The 21226-nt window shown below is 43.3% G+C and carries 26 protein-coding genes; 14 read left to right on the top strand and 12 right to left on the bottom strand.

What is annotated here, in order from left to right:
• Positions 1 to 5: 5 nt before the first annotated feature.
• Both C9I43_RS13620 and rimK read left to right on the top strand, forming a co-directional pair.
• Entirely contained in the window at positions 6 to 1739 is a 1734-nt protein-coding gene (locus tag C9I43_RS13620) for a putative bifunctional diguanylate cyclase/phosphodiesterase (RefSeq protein WP_076498591.1), read from the top strand.
• 160 nt (positions 1740 to 1899) lie between these two features.
• The gene (rimK, locus tag C9I43_RS13615) at positions 1900 to 2805 is read left to right on the top strand and encodes a 30S ribosomal protein S6--L-glutamate ligase (RefSeq protein WP_107883776.1); all 906 of its coding nucleotides are present in this window, start codon (positions 1900 to 1902) and stop codon (positions 2803 to 2805) included.
• An 84-nt stretch (positions 2806 to 2889) separates the two neighbouring features.
• Here rimK and C9I43_RS13610 read toward each other — a convergent pair whose 3' ends face one another.
• The 4 genes from C9I43_RS13610 to C9I43_RS13595 all read right to left on the bottom strand — a co-directional run bounded on the left by C9I43_RS13610 (position 2890) and on the right by C9I43_RS13595 (position 5558).
• The gene (locus C9I43_RS13610; RefSeq protein WP_076498585.1) at positions 2890 to 3582 is read right to left on the bottom strand and encodes a TorF family putative porin; all 693 of its coding nucleotides are present in this window, start codon (positions 3580 to 3582) and stop codon (positions 2890 to 2892) included.
• A gap of 289 nt (positions 3583 to 3871) precedes the next feature.
• Positions 3872 to 4144: an HU family DNA-binding protein gene (locus C9I43_RS13605; protein ID WP_076498582.1), complete on the bottom strand. Its 273-nt coding sequence runs from the start codon at positions 4142 to 4144 to the stop codon at positions 3872 to 3874.
• Positions 4145 to 4292: 148 nt separating this feature from the next.
• Positions 4293 to 5090 (bottom strand): response regulator, encoded by a 798-nt coding sequence (locus C9I43_RS13600; protein ID WP_107883775.1) that lies wholly within the window; start codon positions 5088 to 5090, stop codon positions 4293 to 4295.
• 87 nt (positions 5091 to 5177) lie between these two features.
• Positions 5178 to 5558, bottom strand: coding sequence for a hypothetical protein (locus C9I43_RS13595; protein WP_107883774.1), 381 nt, complete (start codon positions 5556 to 5558; stop codon positions 5178 to 5180).
• 127 nt (positions 5559 to 5685) lie between these two features.
• Here C9I43_RS13595 and C9I43_RS13590 point away from each other — a divergent pair, with 127 nt between their 5' ends.
• The gene (locus C9I43_RS13590; protein WP_107883773.1) at positions 5686 to 6195 is read left to right on the top strand and encodes a DUF4240 domain-containing protein; all 510 of its coding nucleotides are present in this window, start codon (positions 5686 to 5688) and stop codon (positions 6193 to 6195) included.
• A gap of 16 nt (positions 6196 to 6211) precedes the next feature.
• Here the strand turns inward: C9I43_RS13590 and C9I43_RS13585 are convergent, their stop codons facing one another.
• Together C9I43_RS13585 and C9I43_RS13580 are read right to left on the bottom strand one after the other, a co-directional pair.
• Complete coding sequence (locus tag C9I43_RS13585; protein WP_107883772.1) at positions 6212 to 6538, bottom strand: hypothetical protein; 327 nt, start codon at positions 6536 to 6538, stop codon at positions 6212 to 6214.
• A gap of 140 nt (positions 6539 to 6678) precedes the next feature.
• Positions 6679 to 6987, bottom strand: a complete 309-nt coding sequence (locus C9I43_RS13580; RefSeq protein WP_076498573.1) for a hypothetical protein — start codon at positions 6985 to 6987, stop codon at positions 6679 to 6681.
• Positions 6988 to 7262: 275 nt separating this feature from the next.
• Here C9I43_RS13580 and C9I43_RS13575 point away from each other — a divergent pair, with 275 nt between their 5' ends.
• A complete protein-coding gene (locus C9I43_RS13575; protein WP_107883771.1) occupies positions 7263 to 7787 on the top strand; it encodes a DUF3016 domain-containing protein in 525 nt (174 codons plus the stop codon).
• A 490-nt stretch (positions 7788 to 8277) separates the two neighbouring features.
• Here C9I43_RS13575 and C9I43_RS13570 read toward each other — a convergent pair whose 3' ends face one another.
• On the bottom strand, positions 8278 to 8586 hold the full coding sequence (locus C9I43_RS13570) for a prephenate dehydrogenase (protein ID WP_076498569.1): 309 nt from the start codon (positions 8584 to 8586) through the stop codon (positions 8278 to 8280).
• Positions 8587 to 8634: 48 nt separating this feature from the next.
• On the opposite strand from C9I43_RS13570, the gene C9I43_RS13565 reads away from it, so the two are divergent.
• A complete protein-coding gene (locus tag C9I43_RS13565) occupies positions 8635 to 9537 on the top strand; it encodes a TraB/GumN family protein (protein WP_107883770.1) in 903 nt (300 codons plus the stop codon).
• An 18-nt stretch (positions 9538 to 9555) separates the two neighbouring features.
• Here C9I43_RS13565 and C9I43_RS13560 read toward each other — a convergent pair whose 3' ends face one another.
• Positions 9556 to 10329: a methyltransferase domain-containing protein gene (locus C9I43_RS13560; protein ID WP_107884176.1), complete on the bottom strand. Its 774-nt coding sequence runs from the start codon at positions 10327 to 10329 to the stop codon at positions 9556 to 9558.
• A 414-nt stretch (positions 10330 to 10743) separates the two neighbouring features.
• Between C9I43_RS13560 and C9I43_RS13555 the strand changes: the two genes are divergently transcribed.
• Positions 10744 to 11574, top strand: coding sequence for a MaoC/PaaZ C-terminal domain-containing protein (locus tag C9I43_RS13555; protein WP_107884174.1), 831 nt, complete (start codon positions 10744 to 10746; stop codon positions 11572 to 11574).
• Positions 11575 to 11752: 178 nt separating this feature from the next.
• Positions 11753 to 12082: a hypothetical protein gene (locus C9I43_RS13550; RefSeq protein WP_107883769.1), complete on the top strand. Its 330-nt coding sequence runs from the start codon at positions 11753 to 11755 to the stop codon at positions 12080 to 12082.
• A gap of 112 nt (positions 12083 to 12194) precedes the next feature.
• On the opposite strand, the gene C9I43_RS19080 is transcribed toward C9I43_RS13550, so the two are convergent.
• Positions 12195 to 12320 carry a hypothetical protein gene (locus tag C9I43_RS19080; RefSeq protein ID WP_107883768.1) on the bottom strand — a complete coding sequence of 42 codons (126 nt, stop codon included), beginning with the start codon at positions 12318 to 12320 and terminating at the stop codon, positions 12195 to 12197.
• A gap of 299 nt (positions 12321 to 12619) precedes the next feature.
• Between C9I43_RS19080 and C9I43_RS13540 the strand changes: the two genes are divergently transcribed.
• The 6 genes from C9I43_RS13540 (at position 12620) to rraB (ending at position 17235) form a co-directional block, all read left to right on the top strand.
• A complete protein-coding gene (locus C9I43_RS13540) occupies positions 12620 to 12910 on the top strand; it encodes an ABC-type zinc uptake system zinc chaperone (RefSeq protein WP_076498561.1) in 291 nt (96 codons plus the stop codon).
• An 82-nt stretch (positions 12911 to 12992) separates the two neighbouring features.
• Positions 12993 to 14174, top strand: coding sequence for a porin family protein (locus C9I43_RS13535; protein ID WP_107883767.1), 1182 nt, complete (start codon positions 12993 to 12995; stop codon positions 14172 to 14174).
• Positions 14158 to 15066, top strand: a complete 909-nt coding sequence (locus C9I43_RS13530) for a metal ABC transporter solute-binding protein, Zn/Mn family (RefSeq protein WP_076498555.1) — start codon at positions 14158 to 14160, stop codon at positions 15064 to 15066. Before C9I43_RS13535 ends, C9I43_RS13530 begins: the two co-directional genes overlap by 17 nt.
• A gap of 4 nt (positions 15067 to 15070) precedes the next feature.
• The gene (locus C9I43_RS13525; RefSeq protein ID WP_107883766.1) at positions 15071 to 15871 is read left to right on the top strand and encodes a metal ABC transporter permease; all 801 of its coding nucleotides are present in this window, start codon (positions 15071 to 15073) and stop codon (positions 15869 to 15871) included.
• A 161-nt stretch (positions 15872 to 16032) separates the two neighbouring features.
• On the top strand, positions 16033 to 16776 hold the full coding sequence (locus C9I43_RS13520) for a 1-acylglycerol-3-phosphate O-acyltransferase (protein WP_076499047.1): 744 nt from the start codon (positions 16033 to 16035) through the stop codon (positions 16774 to 16776).
• Between the two features lie 42 nt (positions 16777 to 16818).
• A complete protein-coding gene (gene rraB / locus C9I43_RS13515) occupies positions 16819 to 17235 on the top strand; it encodes a ribonuclease E inhibitor RraB (RefSeq protein WP_076498549.1) in 417 nt (138 codons plus the stop codon).
• A gap of 80 nt (positions 17236 to 17315) precedes the next feature.
• Here rraB and C9I43_RS13510 read toward each other — a convergent pair whose 3' ends face one another.
• Positions 17316 to 18281 carry a sensor domain-containing diguanylate cyclase gene (locus C9I43_RS13510; protein WP_107883765.1) on the bottom strand — a complete coding sequence of 322 codons (966 nt, stop codon included), beginning with the start codon at positions 18279 to 18281 and terminating at the stop codon, positions 17316 to 17318.
• A gap of 18 nt (positions 18282 to 18299) precedes the next feature.
• Entirely contained in the window at positions 18300 to 19295 is a 996-nt protein-coding gene (locus C9I43_RS13505; RefSeq protein ID WP_107883764.1) for a response regulator, read from the bottom strand.
• 162 nt (positions 19296 to 19457) lie between these two features.
• Between C9I43_RS13505 and C9I43_RS13500 the strand changes: the two genes are divergently transcribed.
• Positions 19458 to 20264 (top strand): crotonase/enoyl-CoA hydratase family protein, encoded by an 807-nt coding sequence (locus tag C9I43_RS13500; protein ID WP_107883763.1) that lies wholly within the window; start codon positions 19458 to 19460, stop codon positions 20262 to 20264.
• A gap of 22 nt (positions 20265 to 20286) precedes the next feature.
• On the opposite strand, the gene C9I43_RS13495 is transcribed toward C9I43_RS13500, so the two are convergent.
• The gene (locus C9I43_RS13495; protein ID WP_107883762.1) at positions 20287 to 21213 is read right to left on the bottom strand and encodes a DUF3530 family protein; all 927 of its coding nucleotides are present in this window, start codon (positions 21211 to 21213) and stop codon (positions 20287 to 20289) included.
• Positions 21214 to 21226 lie beyond the last annotated feature (13 nt).

The raw sequence follows: 21226 nt of genomic DNA, 5'->3' as shown, positions 1-21226 counted from the left end.
AGTATATGGATTTACTACTAATCGATGATGACGAAGTTGATAGAACGGCGATCATCAGAGCACTTAGGCAATCAAAGTTGACGTTTAATGTAGTCGAAGCTAATTGTGCCTTTGATGGTTTGAACTTAGCGTTAGAGCGTCATTTTGACGGCATTTTATTAGATTATTTATTGCCCGACGCCAATGGATTAGAAGTATTGATTAAGCTCAATGCGATGACCCAAGATCAGACGGTCGTGGTTATGTTAAGTCGTTATGAAGATGAGAAATTAGCGCAACGCTGTATTGAGCTGGGCGCACAGGACTTTTTACTTAAAGATGAAGTTAACTCACGGATATTAACCCGCGCTATCCGCTACGCGAAACAACGATCTTCGATGGCGTTAGCATTACGTAACAGCCACCAAAAGTTGAAAGAGCTCGCAGAGCACGACTCCCTCACTAAGCTTGTAAATCGCTACGGTTTTGAACTATGCCTAAATCGTGCCATTGCTAGAGTGAAACGCAGCAATGATTTTTTAGCCGTCATTCTATTAGACCTCGATGACTTTAAAGCAATAAATGACACATTAGGTCATCAAGTTGGAGATACGCTATTAGTCCAAGTGGCATCACGATTAAACGATTTGCTACGTGATGGTGATGTCCTTGCCCGTTTAGGTGGCGATGAATTTGTCGTACTAGTGACTGATGATGAACATCAATATTTTCCTATGATAGTGGCAAATCGCTTATTAAAAGCCTTCGAAGAAATCTTTTGTCTTGGCGATAATGATGTATTTATAGGCGCTAGTATTGGTGTGGCTTTTTATAATGAGGCGGCTTCAAACAGTGAAGAACTGATGAAAAGTGCTGATATTGCTATGTATCGTGCAAAGAAAATGGGACGAAATCAAATCCAGTTTTACTCAGAGGCGTTAGATAAAGAAGTACGATATCGTAATCATATTGAGTCAAGTTTACGTATGGCCTTAAAGCGCAATGAGTTTAAGGTGTTCTATCAAGTACAAGTCAATGCAAAAACACACCAACTTGTGGGTATGGAAGCCCTTATCCGTTGGCAGCATCCTACAGATGGCATTATCGGCCCAGATCAATTTTTACCCATAGCCGTTGAGATAGGTTTAATGGCTGAAATTGGGGATTGGGTACTTGAACAAGCTTGCGCTCAGGCGCAGCGTTGGCTAACGCAATTACTGCCGACAGGACTCACATTTACCATCGCTGTTAATCTCTCGGCGTCTCAAATTGATAATGGACGTCTATTTGATAAAATTGTGCACGCGTTGCAGCTTACAGGATTACCTCCTAGCGCATTAGAGCTCGAAATTACTGAAAATTGCCTTATTGAAGATCCCCATGAACACGCAAAAGAGCTCGATAAAATTGCTCAATTAGGAGTGCGTTTTGCCTTAGATGATTTTGGTACTGGCTTTTCATCTTTAGAGCACATCAAACTATTTCCGATTAGCGTACTGAAAATCGATAAAAGTTTTATCGCAAGCTATGACAAAGATGAAAAAGATACCCGTTTGCTCACGGCATTATTTAATTTCGCCCATGGTTTTAATGTGATATCGGTTGCCGAAGGGGTAGAGACAATGCAACAAGCTGAGTTTTGCACTTCTCGCCATTGCACTGTATTACAGGGGTATTTATTTTCGCCACCGCTCGATGCAATGACATTTGAGGCGAAATATATTTTACCTTTGTTAACCCCTACACAAGTGCGAATGTAAGGTACCTCGCAGTATTGTAATAGCATACTGATTTCATCTGGTTAGCAGTATTTTCTTGCTTTACACTCAGATATAGACAAATATCTGCCCCTTTTCTGTTGTGGCGTATTTGATACTACAGAACGATTTATCCACACACACTTACGTTGGTCACTCAGCCATGAAAATAGGCATTTTATCTCAATTTCCGCAGTTATATTCAACACAACGATTAGTGGAAGCATGTCAAAAACGCGGACATGAGGCGGTCGTGATCAATACACTGAACTGCTATATGAATATCAACTCCATTAAACCGAGTATTCATTATGAAGGTACTGAACTCGTTGGGTTTGATGCCATTATTCCGCGTATTCATGCCAGCGTGACTTTTTATGGTTGTGCTGTGGTACGTCAGTTTGAAATGATGGGCGTGTATGCGGCTAACGATTCAATCTCTATTGCACGTTCTCGGGATAAGCTGCGGGCGTTGCAATTACTTTCCCGTAAAGGGATTGGTATGCCAGTGACAGGTTTTGCAAATAAGCCCAACGATATCCCTGATCTCATCAATATGGTGGGTGGCGCTCCATTAGTGATTAAGCTACTCGAAGGTACTCAAGGTATTGGCGTGGTATTAGCTGAGACCAAAACGGCTGCAGAGAGTGTGATAGAAGCATTTTTAGGGCTTAAAGCGAATATCTTAGTGCAGGAATACATTAAAGAATCCAATGGCAGTGATATTCGTTGTTTTGTTATTGGTGATAAAGTCATAGCCTCTATGAAGCGCCAAGGACCAGAGGGCGACTTTCGCTCCAATCTGCATTTAGGTGGCTGTGGCGAGGTGGTTAAAATCACCGCTACAGAGCGTAAGATGGCGATTGCGGCAGTGAAAGCCATGGGCTTGGTTGTTGCGGGGGTGGATATTTTACGCTCTAACCGCGGCCCCTTAGTCTTAGAGGTTAATTCGGCGCCCGGTATCGAAGGTATTGAGCAAACTACAGGGGTTTCGGTCACTGAGCCAATTGTTGAATATATTGAGAAAATGGTCGCAGCCCGTAAAACGAACAGGCCAATCATCGCCTAATCGATGATAGTTATAAAATAACGCCACCGCTTAAGGTGGCGTTTTTATTTATGTAGGGAGCTTATCCCGAGTTCAGGCTTAAGCCTAAAGATCAAAACTGTAGGAATAGCCGAGTACCAGTTTGGCATCATCATCGCTAAGATCGGTATCTGACACCATAAACGACACTGTGCCCATGCTGGTGTCTGCGCTGAGTGTGACGTTATAGTCGGCATAATTATCTTCGCCAAACCAAGATTGAACAACATCACCGCTTGAGTAACCATAGTGCACCGATAAGCTTAGCTTCTCGGTAAGAGGCACAGAGACAGTTGCGGCAAGATAGCTGAGATCTTTATTATCTAAAGGCTCTGCTGCGACATCGTCACCGGCATTGATGACATGGGAGTAACCGAGTTCAAGCCACTTCCACGTTACTGCAGCATGGAGTTCACCAAAATCAATGCTGCCAGGAGCGTCTGGATAGGCGTAGTAGAGGTAGCCAAAATCGTAGCTAATATCGTCAGTAATACTGCCGCCATAACCGGCGTAGAGATCCAGCTCGTAGCTAGTATCGTCGCCAAAGTCCACATTCGATACCCAAGTACCCGCATAAAATCCAGCATCATGGCTATAGTCAATACCCCCTTGGATTGCGACCGCGTCCTTGGTTTGGGTTGCACCGCGCCATAGGTAATTAGAGGTACCACCAATGTTGCCTGATACGGCTGCAAAGGCATTGCCAGCCAGTATCATTGTCGTCGATAAAGCCAAAACGCTATACAGTGATTTCTTCATGCTCATCCCCTCGATTGACTTATTTATCGATTCACCAGTGGCACACCTAAGTAAACAGTGGTCATTAGTGCATCTTGGTTATTTCTAATGAGGGATTTGCGAATCACATGCCATTATTACAATTACATATAAAACAATGTGTTAGATGATTATGAGTGGGGGGAATATATTTGCTTGTCAGTTTATGAGGCAGAGGTGCACTTTTGTTGTGCGAAAAACGCTCAAGACTTCATTGGGATAAGGCAAAAAAAACGCCTCACTATGGAGGCGTTGTTTTGATATGACTAACTTAGTTTAGGCTGTCGCGTAGGGTCTTACCCGCTTTAAACTTAGGTACAGTCGCTTCTGCAATTTGAATTTCTTTACCCGTTTGTGGGTTACGGCCAGTGCGAGCGGCACGAGTCGCTGTTTCAAAAGAACCGAAACCTACGATGGAGATTTTGTCACCATTTTTCATTGATTCGGTAATTGCTGCTTCAAAAGACTTCAATGCACGTGCGGCTTCAACTTTCGTTAGATCGGCATTTTCTGCAATTTTGGCAATAAGTTCAGTTTTGTTCATTTTTATTGTCTCTTCTTTCCGTAGATTTATTTGAAATTAGCGTGCCTAACATGCCATAAGGTTTAGCGCTTGGAAAGTCTTTTGCGCTCTGCTTACTGCAGGATATTCAGTAAAGTGCAGAATATTTACTCAGTTCGTGACTTAGATTTTATTCTTCTAACAATTGGTAAAGTAATTTTTTAACTAGCTTGGGTTCAAAGGGCTTATCACATAAGGCATTGACGCCCGCTTGAGATACATTACTCAGATGGGTATCGTTGGCTTCAGACGAGACCATTAAGATAGGAATATGCGCTTGTAAACTTTCATTGCGAATAAATTGAGTGAGAGCTAGGCCATCTACACTGGGCATATTGTAGTCGGTGATCACTAAGTCAAACATATTGTGTTTCATCAATTCAATGGCCTGCGCACCATCTTCGGCCTCGGTAATGAGTTTCATACCTAAGTTAGTAATAGTGCGTTTAATCACGTTCCTTGCCATACGGCTATCATCAACAACTAATACGCGTACATCCTGCACGTCAAAGTTACTGAGGTCGAGTTCATCGTGGCTGAGTAAATCAATCGTCGCATTCAAAGCTGTCCCCAAATGCTCTGCACTGAAAGGCTTAGGAAGAATTGCCACCACGCCCGATTGACGGAATATTTCAAGTTGTTCACGGCGACACTCGCTAGAGACCAACATAAACTGAATATCTTTACAGTCGGGTTTAGCTCTTAAATAGCTCAAAAGCTCTATGGCAGTGCCGTCATCAAAATGCATGGCGCTGGCAATAAGATCAGGTTTATGACGAGTAATAATTTCTTTCGCCGCTTCAATATTTTCTGCGGTTTGAATACTGAGAATGCCTTCCTGTTGTAAACGCTGAATAATAATTCGACGCTGTGTCTCTGAAGGCTCGACTAAAAGAATAGAAAGTTCGCTGGGCAATAAATGGCTCATAGTTTACTTCACGTTATCAAGTTAAGAATCGCGGCTATTTTCTTCGGGTGACTAAGCTATTAATAACAGCTTAGTCACAAATGTCCATCACTGCGTTTGGCGGGTCAAATATTGACTCGTCACCTTAGAAAATGCTGCCCAATATTGTATGAGTAAAATGAAAATCATGCTCGCCGTCAGTGGCAATATGGGAATGTTGTGGCCTGAAATAACCACTTTTACATCTTCAGGTGTAATGCGATAAGCAATAATGGCTGTAATCGCGAGGGCGGAAAAGCCTAGGGTTTGCATACCAATAAAAATTTTCAACATTAAACTTGACCAAGGTGTACGCATTAACATACCGATCAGCACAGGAAATACACTCAGGGTAAATATATCAAAGGATTGGGCCATCACTGCCCGTAAAAGTGCAGCAATACAGCAACAGTAATATAAAGCGATAAGTAGCATAAGGCGTTTAGGCATGGATTGATCTGTAGGCCGGTAACGAAGAAGGTAAGCAAGTGTAAGAAATGCGCGAATCCGAGTCCAGCATAACTGCAATATCGTGTAGAATATGCCCTTTTTCTAGGGTGCTAAATAGGTGGAATTTATGACAGAAACTGAGTTTTGGGGTTTAGTCACGCGAACGGAAGCGGCGCAATCGCAGGAGTCTTTGACTCAAGCACTAAAACAGAACCTCGCCGAGTTAAGTAATGAAGAGTTAAAAGCCTTTGATAAAATCTTTGGTCAGCAGATGCGCCGTAGCTATTTATGGCCGGTTTGGGGCGCAGCTTATATTATTACGGGTTGTGATTCTGAATACGCCTTTGCTGAATTTAGGTGTTTTTTAATTTCACTTGGCAAAGAAATTTACGATGGTGTGGTGAATCAACCAGACATTTTAGCGCGTTTAGCTGCTTGGCCAGAAAAAGATGCGTATGCGTACCCCTTTGTCGATGAGTATGATCTTATTGCTGGGCAATTGTACGAAGATAGAACCGGTGATGAGTTACCCTTTATGCCATCGGGTAAAGCGACACCCGTGGGGAAAAAATTTAGCACTAAGCCCAAGGATTTAAAGTTGCAATACCCTGAACTCAGTGCACGTTTTCCTTTTTAATCAGTAAAATAAATTATCAGCGTAAGCAGGCATTAGTGCTGACATCAAAGGTCATGCCGTATTTAGGGCAGATACTTTTCATCAGTTTGTGCTCATGTAGAGTTAGTTGCTGATTAAAATCTTGCTGCAGCTGCTCAGTCATTTGAGCTTCGGCGGTATTTTGCACCTGAGCCAATTTGCTAAAGTGGGTGTTAACCGCCTGTTGTTGAACTATGGTTAATGGTGCTGCAGAGCTTGAAAAGCTTAGGCTAGTTCCAAGTGTCAGCAGCGTCAGTAAAGCCTGTTTACATGACAATAAGCTGGATGGATGAGTGGTTGTTACGTTCGCTATTTTTACGTGCATAGGTGAGCTCCAAATTAACAATTACGTTTAATTCGTTAGTTCTAAATCGTGCATCCCTAGACGGTAAAGAAAACGAGTTGAGTTGTACTGTGATGGGCTTAGCTTATTGTATAAATATTGAACCAATACTGAACAGTTAGTTAATGTTCATTTTTCATTTCTATGCATTGAAATCCTTGCTTGCGAGTATCAAACTGGCACATAGAACCGCATTCCCAAGGCGCGTCGTCGTAGAAAGCAGATTGCTGGCGCGCAAAATCGCTACAGGCATCATAGCTATCAAAGTTATCAGTTTTTTTATACTTTCCAGAGTTATAGCCATGATTGTAGATAAAGGCCGACCAAGTTTTAGGGCCAGTATCTTTGTCTGCTGGAGAGATAAACCAAATCGCACTGACAACGCAGCTAAATAGGATCAGAATGAACACAGGGATCACGGGGAATTTCATGTTATTAAACAAGCTATGTGAACAATAGCGGAAGGATAACGCTTTTTTGATGCTTATGCGCTAAAAAATATTACAAATTAGTAACTTTATCACTACCAGTTACATGTAGATACAAAACGATACGTATAACATAGTGCTTAAGTAGGGTATTTGTTTATTTATACAATGGTTTACATTGAATTGGTTGTATTTATATCAGCTTTACATTAAGCCCAAGTTCAGGTTAGATTTTGTACTGTAGTTCACAGAAAGTTATTGAAGCCTTGGAGGCAAATATGAAAATTCAGTCCCTTATACTCGCAAGTGTGTTGAGTTGTAGTGCAGCTTGGGCGGCCGACGAGACGCCAGTGAACCCAGTTACTGAAGATGGAATGGTTAAAATTACTTGGCAAAATCCTAAAGATTTTCGTGATATAAAATCATCCGGAGAGATCCAATCCCGTTATGAAAAGCGGTTATTTGAAACCTTAACTAAAAATATCAGTAAAGAAGCATCAAAGATTTTAAAGCCTAATCAAAAGCTTGAAATGACAATGACTGATGTTGATCTTGCCGGCGATATGCGACCCACTTTTGGTGCAACCCCCGATGATTTACGTGTTATTAAAGATCTTTATCCCCCAAGAATGGCTTTTACTTATCAAATTTTAGAAAATGACAAAGTGATTATTGTCGGTGATGAAAAATTGTCAGATATGGGCTTTTTAGGTGGGATCCATTCATCAACGGATAAACCCTTTATTTACGAAACTAAGATGCTAACTGAATGGTTAAAGAAAACGATTGCACCACAGCTGTAATCACTTTATCGGTCATTAAGGTTTAAGTACTTAAAGCCTGCTGGCCATAATCGATAGAATCTCATAGGCTAAGCCCGTTACTTGTGGGGTTAGCCTATTTTTATCTGCTGCTCAAATCTTCAAAATAGTAGATCTAATATTCTAATATATTGAATATCATTTGAAATAACGACTTGATGGGCGCTTTAGATATTATGTTGTGTGTTAATGTGCAGCAATAAAGAGCTGAAATTCATCGATGAGTTTCAGCTCTTTATGTAACTAACCTGAGCTAGGGAGCCGCTGAATAGGTATCTTTTCGGGCCTCTCTGCGTTGCTCTGTCCTGTCTAACCATAGCTCGCTATGGTTAGACAGAGCGCCTTGATATGCGCAAAAATCTGCGCATTCAGTCAGAAAATAGATTTTTATTTTCAAATTAATCATTTATAGCATTGATTTAGTTTGTTAAATTTAGATTTTTCGACACTCGTTATCCCGAGTTCAGGTTAACTAGCTTTGTTTCTTAAAGGCTTGTAGCATTTGCAGCAATGCACCAAGCTGACGCACGTAGGTCTCAAGTTCTTTAAGATCCAGCGCTGGATTTTCTTCCATACAAGTTAAGTCATCGACCAACTCTTGTACATACGGCAGAAAACGATTACTCGAAGCAACAAAACCTTGTTCTGCCGTGAATATACTGGTGAAGTTTCCATGGCCAGCTTTCTTTAGCTCATCTAATTTAGCGTCAGCGTCTATGGCTTGGCGATAGGCGATTTGAAGGTTCTCTTTCAGTTGCTCTATAACCTTAGTGTGTGGCATAACAGCGTCTCATGGCAAAATTTGCAGGAATTATAAGGGGCAAAGGATATGGCAACAAGCCAATGGCGATTAATAGTATCAATCTGTTTACTGGCTTTTATGGGTTTCAGTATCCAAGTCGCGGGTGCTGAAACAGATAAACCGCCATTTTACCAAGTGCAATGGCACGGTAAGACTGCGTATTTACTGGGTTCGATTCATATTGGTCGTGCCGATTTTTATCCTTTACCCGCTCAAATTGAAGCTGCTCTGGGCAAAGCTCGTGGCCTAGTGGTCGAAGTCGATATTAATAAAGCCGATAGTATCGCCTTGTTGCAGCAATATGGCCGTGCCGATAAAACTAAGGGGCTAGATTGGCAGAGCCGAGATAAAAATACGCTGCAGATCATGGCGCCTTATTGTGCATCTGCTGCCAATGTTTGTCAGTTAATTCAATCCTTCGCGCCTTGGCTACAAGCCACCCAAGTTAACCTAATGCGTTATAACGCATTAGGTTACAGTACTGATTATGGTGTCGATATGCAGTTGATGACTCGTTATGCCGCTTTACCTGTGTATCAACTTGAAACGGCAGAGTCGCAATTTCAGTTATTAGCGTCTTTTGGTAGTCAAGAGCAATGGTCTATGGTGCGTGAAGCCATTAGCGCTTCGGATGACGAGCTTTTATCGTTAATTACGGCTTGGCGCTCGGGCAATGAAATTGGGCTCGATAGCATAATGCAGCAGCAAATGGGCGGAGAGGACGATACTCAAATGCTAGAAAAGATCCTCTGGCAGCGTAATCATGTGATGGCCGATGGCATTATAAAATTAATGGGTTCGGCTGACGTAGCTGCACCTTTATTTGTGGTAGTCGGCGCTGGCCATGTAGTCGGCGACAAAAGTGTGGTGCAATTGCTAAAACAGGCAGGCGCCAAAGTTAACGCCTGCTGGAAGGAAGTATGTGAGTAACCATTTAAGGTAATAGCCTTAAACTGCTGGGCTTTGCCCTAAAAAGTGCACATATCGACCGAGGGAAATATAGGGCTCGCGTTGTGAGTACTCGAGTTCCATTTGCAGTAGTTTTTGGTAATCGAAATCGGCAGGCTGGCTCTTTTTTAAATAGTCGTGGATCACGCGCACGCCCGACTGGCTGATAAGTGACATGTGCCAATCGCTAAACCAGCCTTTAACTTCTTGAATATAAAGTGGATGAGTTGGCGTAAGCTTGACTTTTTTCCTCACTTTTAGATCTGCGGCGACGTAATCGAAGTTACCCGACACTAAAGCATGAAAGCGCATAGCCTCTTTGTTATAAAACATTAACGAGAATAATCCGTTGGGTTTTAGCATGCTGATTAACCCTGCCATAGTGGTTTTAGCATCCACTAACCATTCGACAACGGCATGACACAAAATGATATCGAAATAGCCGTGGTTATCGACCGACAGTGCTTGGATAGGAGCGTGGATAAGCTGGATGGCTAATGGCGTTGGTGATGCCTCTATCTGCTCTTTTGCTTGGGCGAGCATTTCAGCTGAAATGTCGCACAATACAACTTCATGGCCGAGGCGGGCTAATTTTTGGCTAAAGTAGCCAAAGCCACCGCCGGCATCTAATATCCTCAGTTTCTTCTCACCAATATTCGCCAGCGCAGGGGCAAGATCGCGCCACAGTACCGCAGCACGAATTTCACCTTTTGGGGTACCATAAATGTTTTTCGCAAATTTTTGCGCGAGCTTATCAAAATTCTTATCTTGCACGTGATAACTAGGATAAAGAGGCTGGGGCGCTAGTGTGGCACAAGCGTAAATTTTTAGCACTCAGGAGATGTTATAACCCTGTACTGTTGAATTACGGCATAATGCTGATTTTTAAAACATTGATTTTATTGTAATTGTTTTTATCTGTGAAACTTAGTGATACACAGGGCTCTGTTCTGTGGGTTATAATCGACTAGTTTGAAACAAGCCTGGCTCAATCACTGCCCATTCGAAGAGTCAGCATCAGCCCTTACTAAGACGCAGCTTTACCTATTTCATACTCGTTATCTGTTTGATTAAACAGTTGTTATTCGACTGCGTGGAAATGATGTATGCGATACATTTTGTGTCAAGGGACAGTTAATTAAAAGGTACTCAGATTTGAATAATGCATATTGTGTTGAATTGAGCGCGATGCCATCGCTGTTTTCTCTTTATCGCAAGATCTTCTTTGGCCGTAAGCCGGGTTGGGATCAGCAACCGTTACCCTACATTAAAGTAACTACGCCACGCGTGATCTTATCTGAAGCTAAAGTCAGTCAATACGCACAGGTTTGTGATTTTCAATTTGATGGTAAAGTCCTGCCGCCAACTTATCTCTACGTGATGGCATTTCGTCTACATGCGGTGATTTTTACCCACGATGGCATCACTTTTCCACTGCTTGGCATGATCCACTTAAAGAACCGTATTCAGGTGTATCGTCCCGTGACGATTAACGAAACATTTTCCTTCGAATGTGCTCTGGCGACAAGTCGTGAAACAGATTCGGGTTTAGAGTTTGAATTTGTTTCTAAGGTATTTGTTGGAGATGAGCTCGTTTGGGAATCACTATCAACCTATTTATATCGTATTGATGTTGCAGGGCGACGTGTGCGTCCACCTAAAGCCATTGATATGGCATGGGAAACACCACAGAGTTGGAGTTTGAGTGACGATTTAGGTCGTCGTTACGCTAAGGCATCTGGTGACTATAATTTGATTCATTTGCATCCAGTGCTTTCAAAACGCTTTGGTTTTGATCGCGTGCTCGCCCATGGCATGTGGTCTAAGGCGCGTTGTTTGGCAGAGTTAATGCCAAGTATCGGCGAGCGTCCGTTCACTGTTGATGTAACTTTTAAGCTGCCGTTGTTGATGCCTGCCGATGTTGGCTTTAGCTATGAAAAAAGTGTCGATAAGATGATTTTTGAATTACGCGACAGCAAAGGTCGTCGACCGCATTTAAGCGGTGATGTGCAGTTTTAAATAGCACCTGTCTAGCTAATATTCACATAGTGACAGCGCCTTAGGGCGCTTTATTATTGAGCTTTTCGTCTTAGCCGCAATTAATGATATATCTATTTTTATAAGGATAATCCCATTTTAGGGCGTGTTCAGATACAAACCGATAAATTAGTGCATCGTTACTTAGGAAGTGTGTTTCATGTTGTGTTCCCATTGCCATCAATACATCAAAGTTAGTGATATCAGCCAGCAAAGGGGCGGTGGATTTGATGCTGAGGTACGTTGTCCCCATTGCATGGCTTGGCTGGGTCATAACCCTGTATTTGGTAAATTGAAGCTATTGGGATTTTATTTAAGCGCTTTTACAGCCGCCTATAGTTACTTCGATGCTTCGGTGCGTAATATTATGATCCCAGTGATGATTTTTTCGCTAATGTTATTATTTGTCAGTCACTTTATGGATCAACTCGTCACCAAAGAAGCACCAGAACAAGTTGATGATAGCGATCAACGGCAGAAGTACCGTTAGTTTGGAGGGGGTAGTTTTATAAACAATACCGCATATTGAGCACCTTTCACCAGTACCCAATATAACGTCAGTAACGCTGTGCGAATAGATATTTAACGCATGGCGTAATAGCTTACTGCACGACTTGTTCTTGACCTGCTAATGAATGCTCAACGTAATAAATCCCACCAAAAATCACTACGCTGAAGATCACGATCCCTAAGATAAGCCCTAAGTTATTACGAAAAAATGTTAGCATGAACATTGCCTTTTGCTGGATAGAAGTGGCGCCATATCGAGCTCAACTTCTTCGTTATGCTCGCCGACATAAAAACTAAATACACCTAATTAAAAACTAAATACACTATAGTTACACTCACTTAAGTTAAGCTTAAATGCGCATCTTCGCTAGGGTTTCAGGCCGAGCCTTATCTGACCTTACGGGTATGATTGAGCACAGCACACATCTTGTAACCCTTTGCAAGATGATTACCTTATTGCAACTTACTATCGCACTGACATAAACTTGTGCCACTTTTTAACTATGGGGACGACTGAGTGAGACTTAAACGTCACATAAGACGCACGATTTCAATATGGCTTTCTGCCGTATTGATAATGCTGTCTTTTGCCGCCTCAGCCCATAGTGTGACCCATCTTGATGATGGCGCTAAGACCCACTGTACGCTGTGCTTCCATCAGCATCAACTCAACAAGATTATCCCGACCCAAGCGCTAACGCTAAATTTAGTTATACAGCATTTCGATGTGGTCGAGTTTATTTTACCTCCTTCTACTTTTAAACACGTCAGTGTTTACCGCAGTCGTGCGCCTCCCTACGCTCTCTAAATCAACTTAAACATTTTAACTTATTGTATTTCTTGATGACTTTATATTAGTCGTCGAGTGCTAGTTGTATTTTGGAGATATCATGACTGTGTTAAATACCCGAGTTTCCTTGGTGGCTTTAGCGTGTGCGCTTATTTCGCCGAGCCTATGGGCTGAAGATTCGAGCCTTACTAACCCTGCTATCAGTGCCGTATTAAATGGTTACTATCAAACAGGTGAACGTCCATTAGCCGAAAGTCCAGATGGTTTTGGTTTAGGTGAGACTGAGTTAGCCTTAAGCGCCAATATTGACGATATGTTTTACGGTAAAGTCACTGCTGTGGTTGAAATGCACGACGGTGATACCGAGCTGAATCTTGAGGAAGCTTTTATTCAAACCATGGCTATGCCAGCGGGGTTCTCTATTCGTGGTGGTCGTTTTTTATCGGACATTGGTTACCTCAATAACCAACATTTACACACAGATTCCTTCACCGATCGCCCTATTGCTTATCGTGCATTTTTAGGCGGCCATTATTTTGATGATGGTGTGCGTTTGAACTATGTCGCACCAACGGATTTGTATTGGACCATGGGTGTTGAAGCCTTTAAGGGCGAGAGTTTACGCGCCGCTGATGAGCATGGTGAGCGTGAGTTTAAAAATGTCGGTGTGTACACCTTGTATTCAAAAGTGGGTGGTGACATAGGCGATAATAGCTCATGGCAAGCGGGCTTGAGTTACTTACGAAACGAGAATGGCCAAGTAACTCCCCATGAAGAGCATGAAACCGAGGACGAGCATGAAGCTGTTGAGGGTCATGATCATAGCCACGCCGCATCTTACACGGGGCAAAATACCTATGGCGCTGATTTTGTATATAAGTGGGCACCTAACGGCAACTACAAATATCAAAATCTAAGCGTGAGCGGTGAGTATTTCCGCGTAAGTGATTTTACCCCGACCGACTTACATCCTGAGGATGCGCCGAGCAAAGATTACCATCAAGGTTGGTATTTGAGCAGTGTGTACCAATTCACGCCTAGCTGGTCAGCGGGCGTGCGTTACGGTGAAGCTGATACGCAAGAGCTGCATGATGATCATTTTCATGAGCAAAAATTGAAGGAGTCAGAAGTGAGTTTGGCTTGGCATTCGAGCCATTTTTCAACGGTTCGTTTTCAGTATACCCATCAAAATGGTACTAATTTCGATGGCATAGAAGACGATAACATCTTTACTATTCAATATATTATGTCTCTGGGGGCTCACGGTGCACATCAATTCTAATTTAGCTAAAGTGGCCGCAGTGGCCTTATCTATCACTTATACCGGTTTGGCTCACGCTGAACTGAATGTGTTTGCCTGCGAACCTGAATATGCGGCGTTAACGAAGGAGCTGGCTCCTACGGCCAATATCTATTCGGCGACGACGGCATTTCAGGACCCACACCAAGTGCAGGCACGTCCGAGCTTGATCGCCAAAATGCGACAGGCGGATCTTGTCGTCTGCGCCGGTGCCGATCTTGAAGTGGGTTGGTTACCTATGCTGCAGATGAAGTCGGCAAACGCGAATGTGCGCTCGACTGATCAAGGCTTATTTTTTGCTGCCGATCAAATCGAGACTTTAGATAAGCTGGCCAGTGTCGATCGCAGCATGGGTGATGTGCATGCCCAAGGCAATCCACATATCCATTTTGACCCAACGCGCCTATTAAAAGTCGCAACGGCGCTAAGTGCTAAATTGACTCAGTTAGATCCTGCTGGCGCGGCCGCTTATCAAACGTCACTGGCTGATTTTACCACTCGCTGGCAAACCGCAATGCCACGTTGGGAAGCGCAAGCTAAGGGATTGCAGGGTAAAAAAGTGATTGCTTACCACTCAAGCTTCAGATATCTATTCAACTGGATTGGTGTTGAGCAAGTGGCTGATTTAGAGCCTAAACCGGGTTTGGCGCCTACTAGCGGCCACTTAGCGAGCCTGCTAGCGCGCGCAGAACAAGGGGATATTCTCGCAATAGTTGTCGCCTCTTATCAAGATGAGCGCGGTGCAAAATGGCTCGGTGAAAAAGCAAACTTGCCCGTAGTGGTACTGCCTATGTCTGTGGGTGGCAATGATAGTAGCCAAGATCTATTTGGCCTTTATGACAGCGTGATTTCCCTCTTAAATGGAGTGAAATAAACCTATGTTTGATCTTGAACTGATGTCGATTTTGTTGCCTGCATTGGCGGCGGGGATCTTAGTGTTGTCGACACATATTGTACTTGGAAGACAAGTACTTAAGCGTGGCATCATCTTTATCGATTTAGCGATAGCGCAAGTTGCCGCCTTAGGCGCAATTGTTGCTCACATGGACCACAGATTAGAAGACATGCCGTTTGCTAATGTGTGGATGCCAGCGCTGTTTGCCCTCGCGGGCGCAGGGTTTATCGCTTGGTTATCTAAGCGGATGGCGGGTGAGTTGGAGGCCATGATCGGCTGCTTTTATGTGTTGTCTGCAGTAGCGGCTATGTTGCTGCTGGCGAATGACCCGCATGGCGCCGAGCTGTTAAAGCAATTGATGTCAGGTCAGATTCTGTGGGTGAGTTGGTCACAACTGATTTTGCCGGCAGTGGTGTATTTACTAGTGTTATTGGCGATATTCCTGCGTCCCCATATTTTGGATGGTGCAGGATTCTATCTGCTGTTTGCGTTGGTTATTACCTTGTCGGTTGAATTAGTTGGCGTTTATCTGGTATTCAGTACCTTGATATTACCGGCTTTAGCACTGAACAAGTACCGCGGCAAAGGTCGGTTATTTTATGCTTACTTAGTCGGTTTATTGGGTTATGTTTTAGGATTAGTCCTGTCGGCCACATTAGATCTGCCCAGCGGTGCGGCGATAGTCGCGACGTTGGCCGTAAGCGCCTTAGTATTTCGTTTTCTGCTGGCTAAAGTTGCGCCTCAGGCTACGGAATCTGAAATCCTGCCAAAGCACCACGCTTAGATAAATATTGATATAAAAGCCCATAGATACACTGGATTTTCAGTATATCTATGGGCTTTTTTGTGTGCTTGTTAGCAAGTCAGCTTACAGATGTAAACAATATATTGAGTCCCAAAGCCATGGTGGCTATACTGTCGCCACTTTTATCATCGGAGTCAATCGTGCTTTTAATCGTAAGATCTGTGTTGTTGGCGGTATCCTTGTTACTGGCGTTTATTTTTGGTGGCTTAGTGTGTGCATTAAGACCTCGCCACCGTGACAATGTACATATGTTCGCCAAGATTTTCTCATCGGTTGCACCGATTCTTGGGATCAAAGTCATAGTACGTCGACATAAAGATGTGCAGGATGGTCCTTATATTTTCTTAGCCAATCATCAGAATAATTTCGATCTTTTCACTCACACGGCTGCAGTGCCTAAAGGTACGGTTAGTTTAGGTAAAAAAAGTTTGTTGTGGATGCCATTGTTCGGTCAAATCTATTGGTTGTCGGGCAATATTCTTATTGACCGCAAAAATCGTCACAGTGCTTTTGATACTATGTCTAAGACGGTTGAAAAAATTAAGCAGAATAATTTATCAGTGTGGATTTTTCCTGAAGGTACCCGTTCTCGGGGTCGCGGTCTGTTACCGTTTAAAGCGGGCGCTTTTCATACTGCGATTGCTGCTGGAGTACCAGTGGTGCCAGTGGTGGCCTCATGCCAGAGCCATATTAAGCTAAATCGTTGGAATAATGGTGTGGTGATTATCGATATGATGGCGCCAGTGCCTACTGCGGATGTGGATAAAACAGAGGTGAAAAACTTTTCTGCGCAGATCCATGCCAGTATGTCAGCCAAATTCGCAGAGATAAATCAAGAAGCAGCTGCACTTATGGGTAAAACTCTTACGAGCGATGACGTATAATAGCCTCATTAGTGACAACGTTACCTTAACGGAGACAAATCCATGTCTATTGAAAGTCAGTTAAAAGCTCAACTTGCCGAGAACCGTGACATAGTTCAATCCTTGTTTGATGATGGTTCTGATCCGGATGCAGAATACGTAATTGAGCATCATTTTTCTTCGACTAATTTTGATCGCCTTGAAAAAGCCGCAGTAGATGCATTCAAATTAGGCTTTGAGGTGAATGACGCCGAAGAAATGGATTTAGAAGACGGTTCTATTATCTTCTGTTTCGATGCCGTCGCGCATCATAAACTGGATATTGCATTACTCGATAAAGCCTCTGAGCAATTATTGCAATTAGCAAATAAGCAGAAAGTCGATTACGACGGTTGGGGGACTTATTACGTCGGCGATGATATGGATGACGAAGACTATGAAGATGACGAAGAAGAAGAGGATGATGGTTTTCCCCATTAATTTTCTATTGCGTATTAGTCACTGATTATAAATAAAAATGCCCATCATTGATGGGCATTTTTATTAGGTATATTTATGGGTTATTGGTTTGAAGTATATAAAACACTGCAGTTGCGGCCCTTTTCCTTTGCCTCGTAGAGAGCTTTGTCGGCGCACAAAATCCAATTAGAGCTACTGGTAATATCAGAGCCTATTTCACATGCGCCTAAACTAACCGTTACGGTGATCTTAAGGTTTTCATAGGTGATGACCGATGAGGCAATTTTCTCCCTGAGTCGCTCGGTAAACCTTATCGCATCAGCGCCACTGGTTTTGGGTAATATGACGGTAAATTCTTCGCCACCATAACGCCCAGCGCAATCGGTCTCGCGTAGGGATTGGCTGAGTAGGTGTGCAATATGCTGAATCACTTTGTCACCGACTAAATGCCCATAGCTGTCGTTGATATGCTTGAAGTTATCAATATCTAGCAAAACTAAACTGGCGATATCTGAATAACGAGCATGTAAATCGTACTCATGATTTAAGCATTCTTGCCAATAGCGACGGTTATATAACTGAGTGAGGCCATCAATTTGGCTAAGACGTTGGAGCTGCTCGTTAGCGGCTTTCAATTGTAACTTGTTGATAGCGATATCAGTCACGTCATAAATAATTACGCTGATATGGGTAATTTGGCCTGTGAGTGAGGCTAGTGGTAGCAAGGTGACATTTTGGTACATAAAATCAGCGCGACCGGTAATTGGGCGATAATTTTTAAATTTAAAAACGTATGGACGTTGTTCCCAGCTGATAAATGCACGATTTTTAAGCATAAAAACCGATTCCATTTTCTGCTTTAACCAAGTATCTGGCAGATCGGGAAAGCGGGTAAATAGATTTTGGCCTTTGATCGAATTAGGAGAAACACCACTGTGATTCTCCATAAAACCATTCCACAGTTGGATATTGTAATGGCGATCTAATACCACTAATCCTACCTCTATGGTTTGCACCATATCGATAAGCCAATGTAGTTCGTTCATTGCGCTTTGGTCATTTGACATAAAGTAGCATCCAACTGATTAATCGAGTAAATAGCCGAGTTTATAGCTCAGTGTAGGAATGGAGTCTTCGGTAAAGAGCAGTAGCAAATCACATTGAATATTATGATCTTCAATGCGGTAATTAATCTCCATTGCCAACGTGCGATGCCATTTTTCGGCATTATCGTGGATCAGCTCATTTACCGTACATTGGCGCCCCAGCACAATAGGGTGATTTTGGCTGAATTTCATATCGAGTTGTTCAGAAATACCACTGAGAAAGGCGCCAATCAGTACGTTTCCGGTGTCAATCAACACTTCTATTTCGGTATTTTTATCTTCAGGATTGGCCAGCCCCATCAGTTTTGCCATGTCTTTAAAGCTAGAATCATGGAATAACAGCAGTGCCTCACCCGCAATTCCCGCACCGATAAACCCTTGGCACAGTGCCGATACGGTTTCACTTTCTTCTGTAGATTTGAGCGCCATGGTGAGCTCACTCACTTCCAGCACGTTCACATTAGGGATGGGTAATAATACGAATACATCGAGTAATTTAGCTAATAGATCGGCGGCGCGCCCCATGGCAACGTTAGCGATTTCTTGACAAGCATCGCGTAAATCGACTTTCATCATTGGGGCTTCGTCGGCGATATCTTTTTGTGTCAGGGTTAAGATGCCGTAATCTTGTAAAATATTACTAACGGCATCAGCACTAACGGGTTTTTGGATAAAATCTAATGCTCCCAAAGCTTTAACTCGTTCGTGGGCTTTAATTTGAATATCACCTGAGACCACAATAATTAATGCGGGTAGATCCTGTTGCTGCACGGTTTGTAATACTTCATAACCGTCCATCACAGGCATATTGAGATCGAGGAACACCACTTCGCCTTTTCCGGCTCTAATGGCATCAAGCCCCTCGGCACCATTGGCCGCATAGGTAATTTCCACATCCCATTCTTTAGGGAGTGTTCGAGCCATTTGTTTACGTGCCATGGCGGAATCGTCACAGATAAGTACAGGTATTGACATGCTGACTAATGATCCTTGTTTGCCCATTTACTAAAGATAACACTTATCTTTCGGATTCGACTGACGAATTATATTCTTCGGGCAAGTCCAGCTTATATATTTTAACGAAGCATTTTAAACGTGTTAACATTTGTTCTGGACTGACCAGTAACGGAATATTTTATGAGTAGCCAAAGTGTGCAAGTTAACGTCGATGATGGTATCGCCTATGTGTTGTTAAATCGCCCCGAGAAAATGAATGCGATTAACTATGCCATGTTTAGCGAGCTCGATAGCGCAATTAAAAGTATCAAAGCTGATCCTACGGTGCGTGCGGTGATCCTTTCTGGTGCGGGAGGCCACTTTAGCTCAGGGTTGGATGTGAAAAGTGTGATGTCGGCACCGATGCAAGCGCTTAAGTTATTGTTTAAGCTTTTGCCCGGTAATGCGAACTTGGCGCAGCGGGTATCTTTAGGTTGGCAAACTCTACCAGTACCGGTTATCGCTGTACTTGAGGGGTGTTGTTATGGTGGTGGTATGCAAATCGCTTTAGGTGCCGATGTGCGTATCGCAAGTACAGAGAGTAAGTTATCTATTATGGAAGCGAAATGGGGGCTCGTGCCCGATATGGCAGGGCTGGTCGCCTTACGGCAAATTATGCCTAAGGATCAAGCTATGCTATTGAGCCTTACAGCCAAAGTGCTCGAAAGCCATGAAGCGCTAACATTAGGGCTGGTAACGCAAGTGAGCAAAACGCCGATGGTGAGCGCGCAGCAATTGGCTATTCAACTGATGCAGACCTCTCCTGACGCCGCCGCAGCCATTAAACTCAGTATTAACCGTAGTTGGACGGCTTCTATTCGCAGCCTACTTTGCCGAGAGTCAATTAGCCAAATTCGGTTGTTGTTAGGCAAAAATAGTAAAATAGCGGCCACGCGCCAGCTTAAAGATCCGCAAAAATCTTATCAGGATCGTCAGTCGGGTTGGTAAAACCGTTTTATTGATGTCGCCTTTACTGCGCGCCGCTCATGCGGGCGGCAAAGCCTTTAATCGTATTAAGGCAGTTTTGCCAAGCGCTTTCGTTGTCTAAATTAAGGGCTAACGTGGTTTGTCGATAATTAGGGCTTTCTAGCGTCACCGCCAACGTTTTACGATGCTTGGCCGTTTCTAATGAGGCAGGGTGTCCATCTGGTGATTGAATATCTAAAATCGGCATTGTAAGTTTGGCTAATAACTCGGGTAGTGCTTGATTACGTTGTTCATCTTCACGATAGGGATTGATGACGATCAACACATCAGGATTGGCAATTTTCTTTTGGCTTAATAGGCTAATCAGTAATCCAGCGCTTTGATCTGCGGTGATCAAAATGCGTTTTCCCGCATAATCTGCCCCAATGGCATCTAATTGCGACATACTTTTAACGAGGAAATCTTCCTGCTCCTGTTGATGTTTATTATTGTCTTCAGGCTTAACTTTAGGGCTAGGTTTGTTAGAAGGAGCGCTGAGTTGCGCCGCGCCAGCTGAGGTCACTTCGGTGGCATCAGTAGCAAAATTGGCAGTTGGCGGCTCAGTGGGCGGCGTTACCCCTAAGCTTGCCCAACCCGCGGGGTTAATATTACGGCGCACGAAAGCCATCAGTCCTGGAGAATCTGCCGTACCGTTGGTGGCGGGCAGGATAATGGCCGTACCGAGTTTCTTTTTCCCTTCCCACGGGCGAACTAATAAATCGTATTGTTTATTATCGATTGTGATTTGTTTAATTTCGCTGGCGGGTAAATAGTTGTAATTAGTTTTTTTTGGTGTTGGTGTTGGTGTTGGCGTGGGAGGATTCTCTTTTTCTACAGTATTAACCGCAGGCGTGGTGGTATCAGCACTAAAGGACGGCAGAGTAGTGATGCCAACAATACAGCTAAAGATAAAGCAGAGGATACGCACCATAGAATTGATAACC

Source organism: Shewanella morhuae, from assembly GCF_003028295.1.
GTDB classification, from domain to species: Bacteria; Pseudomonadota; Gammaproteobacteria; order Enterobacterales; family Shewanellaceae; genus Shewanella; species Shewanella morhuae.
Note: the sequence above shows the minus strand (reverse complement) of the source record. Positions and strands in the feature narration are given on the sequence as shown.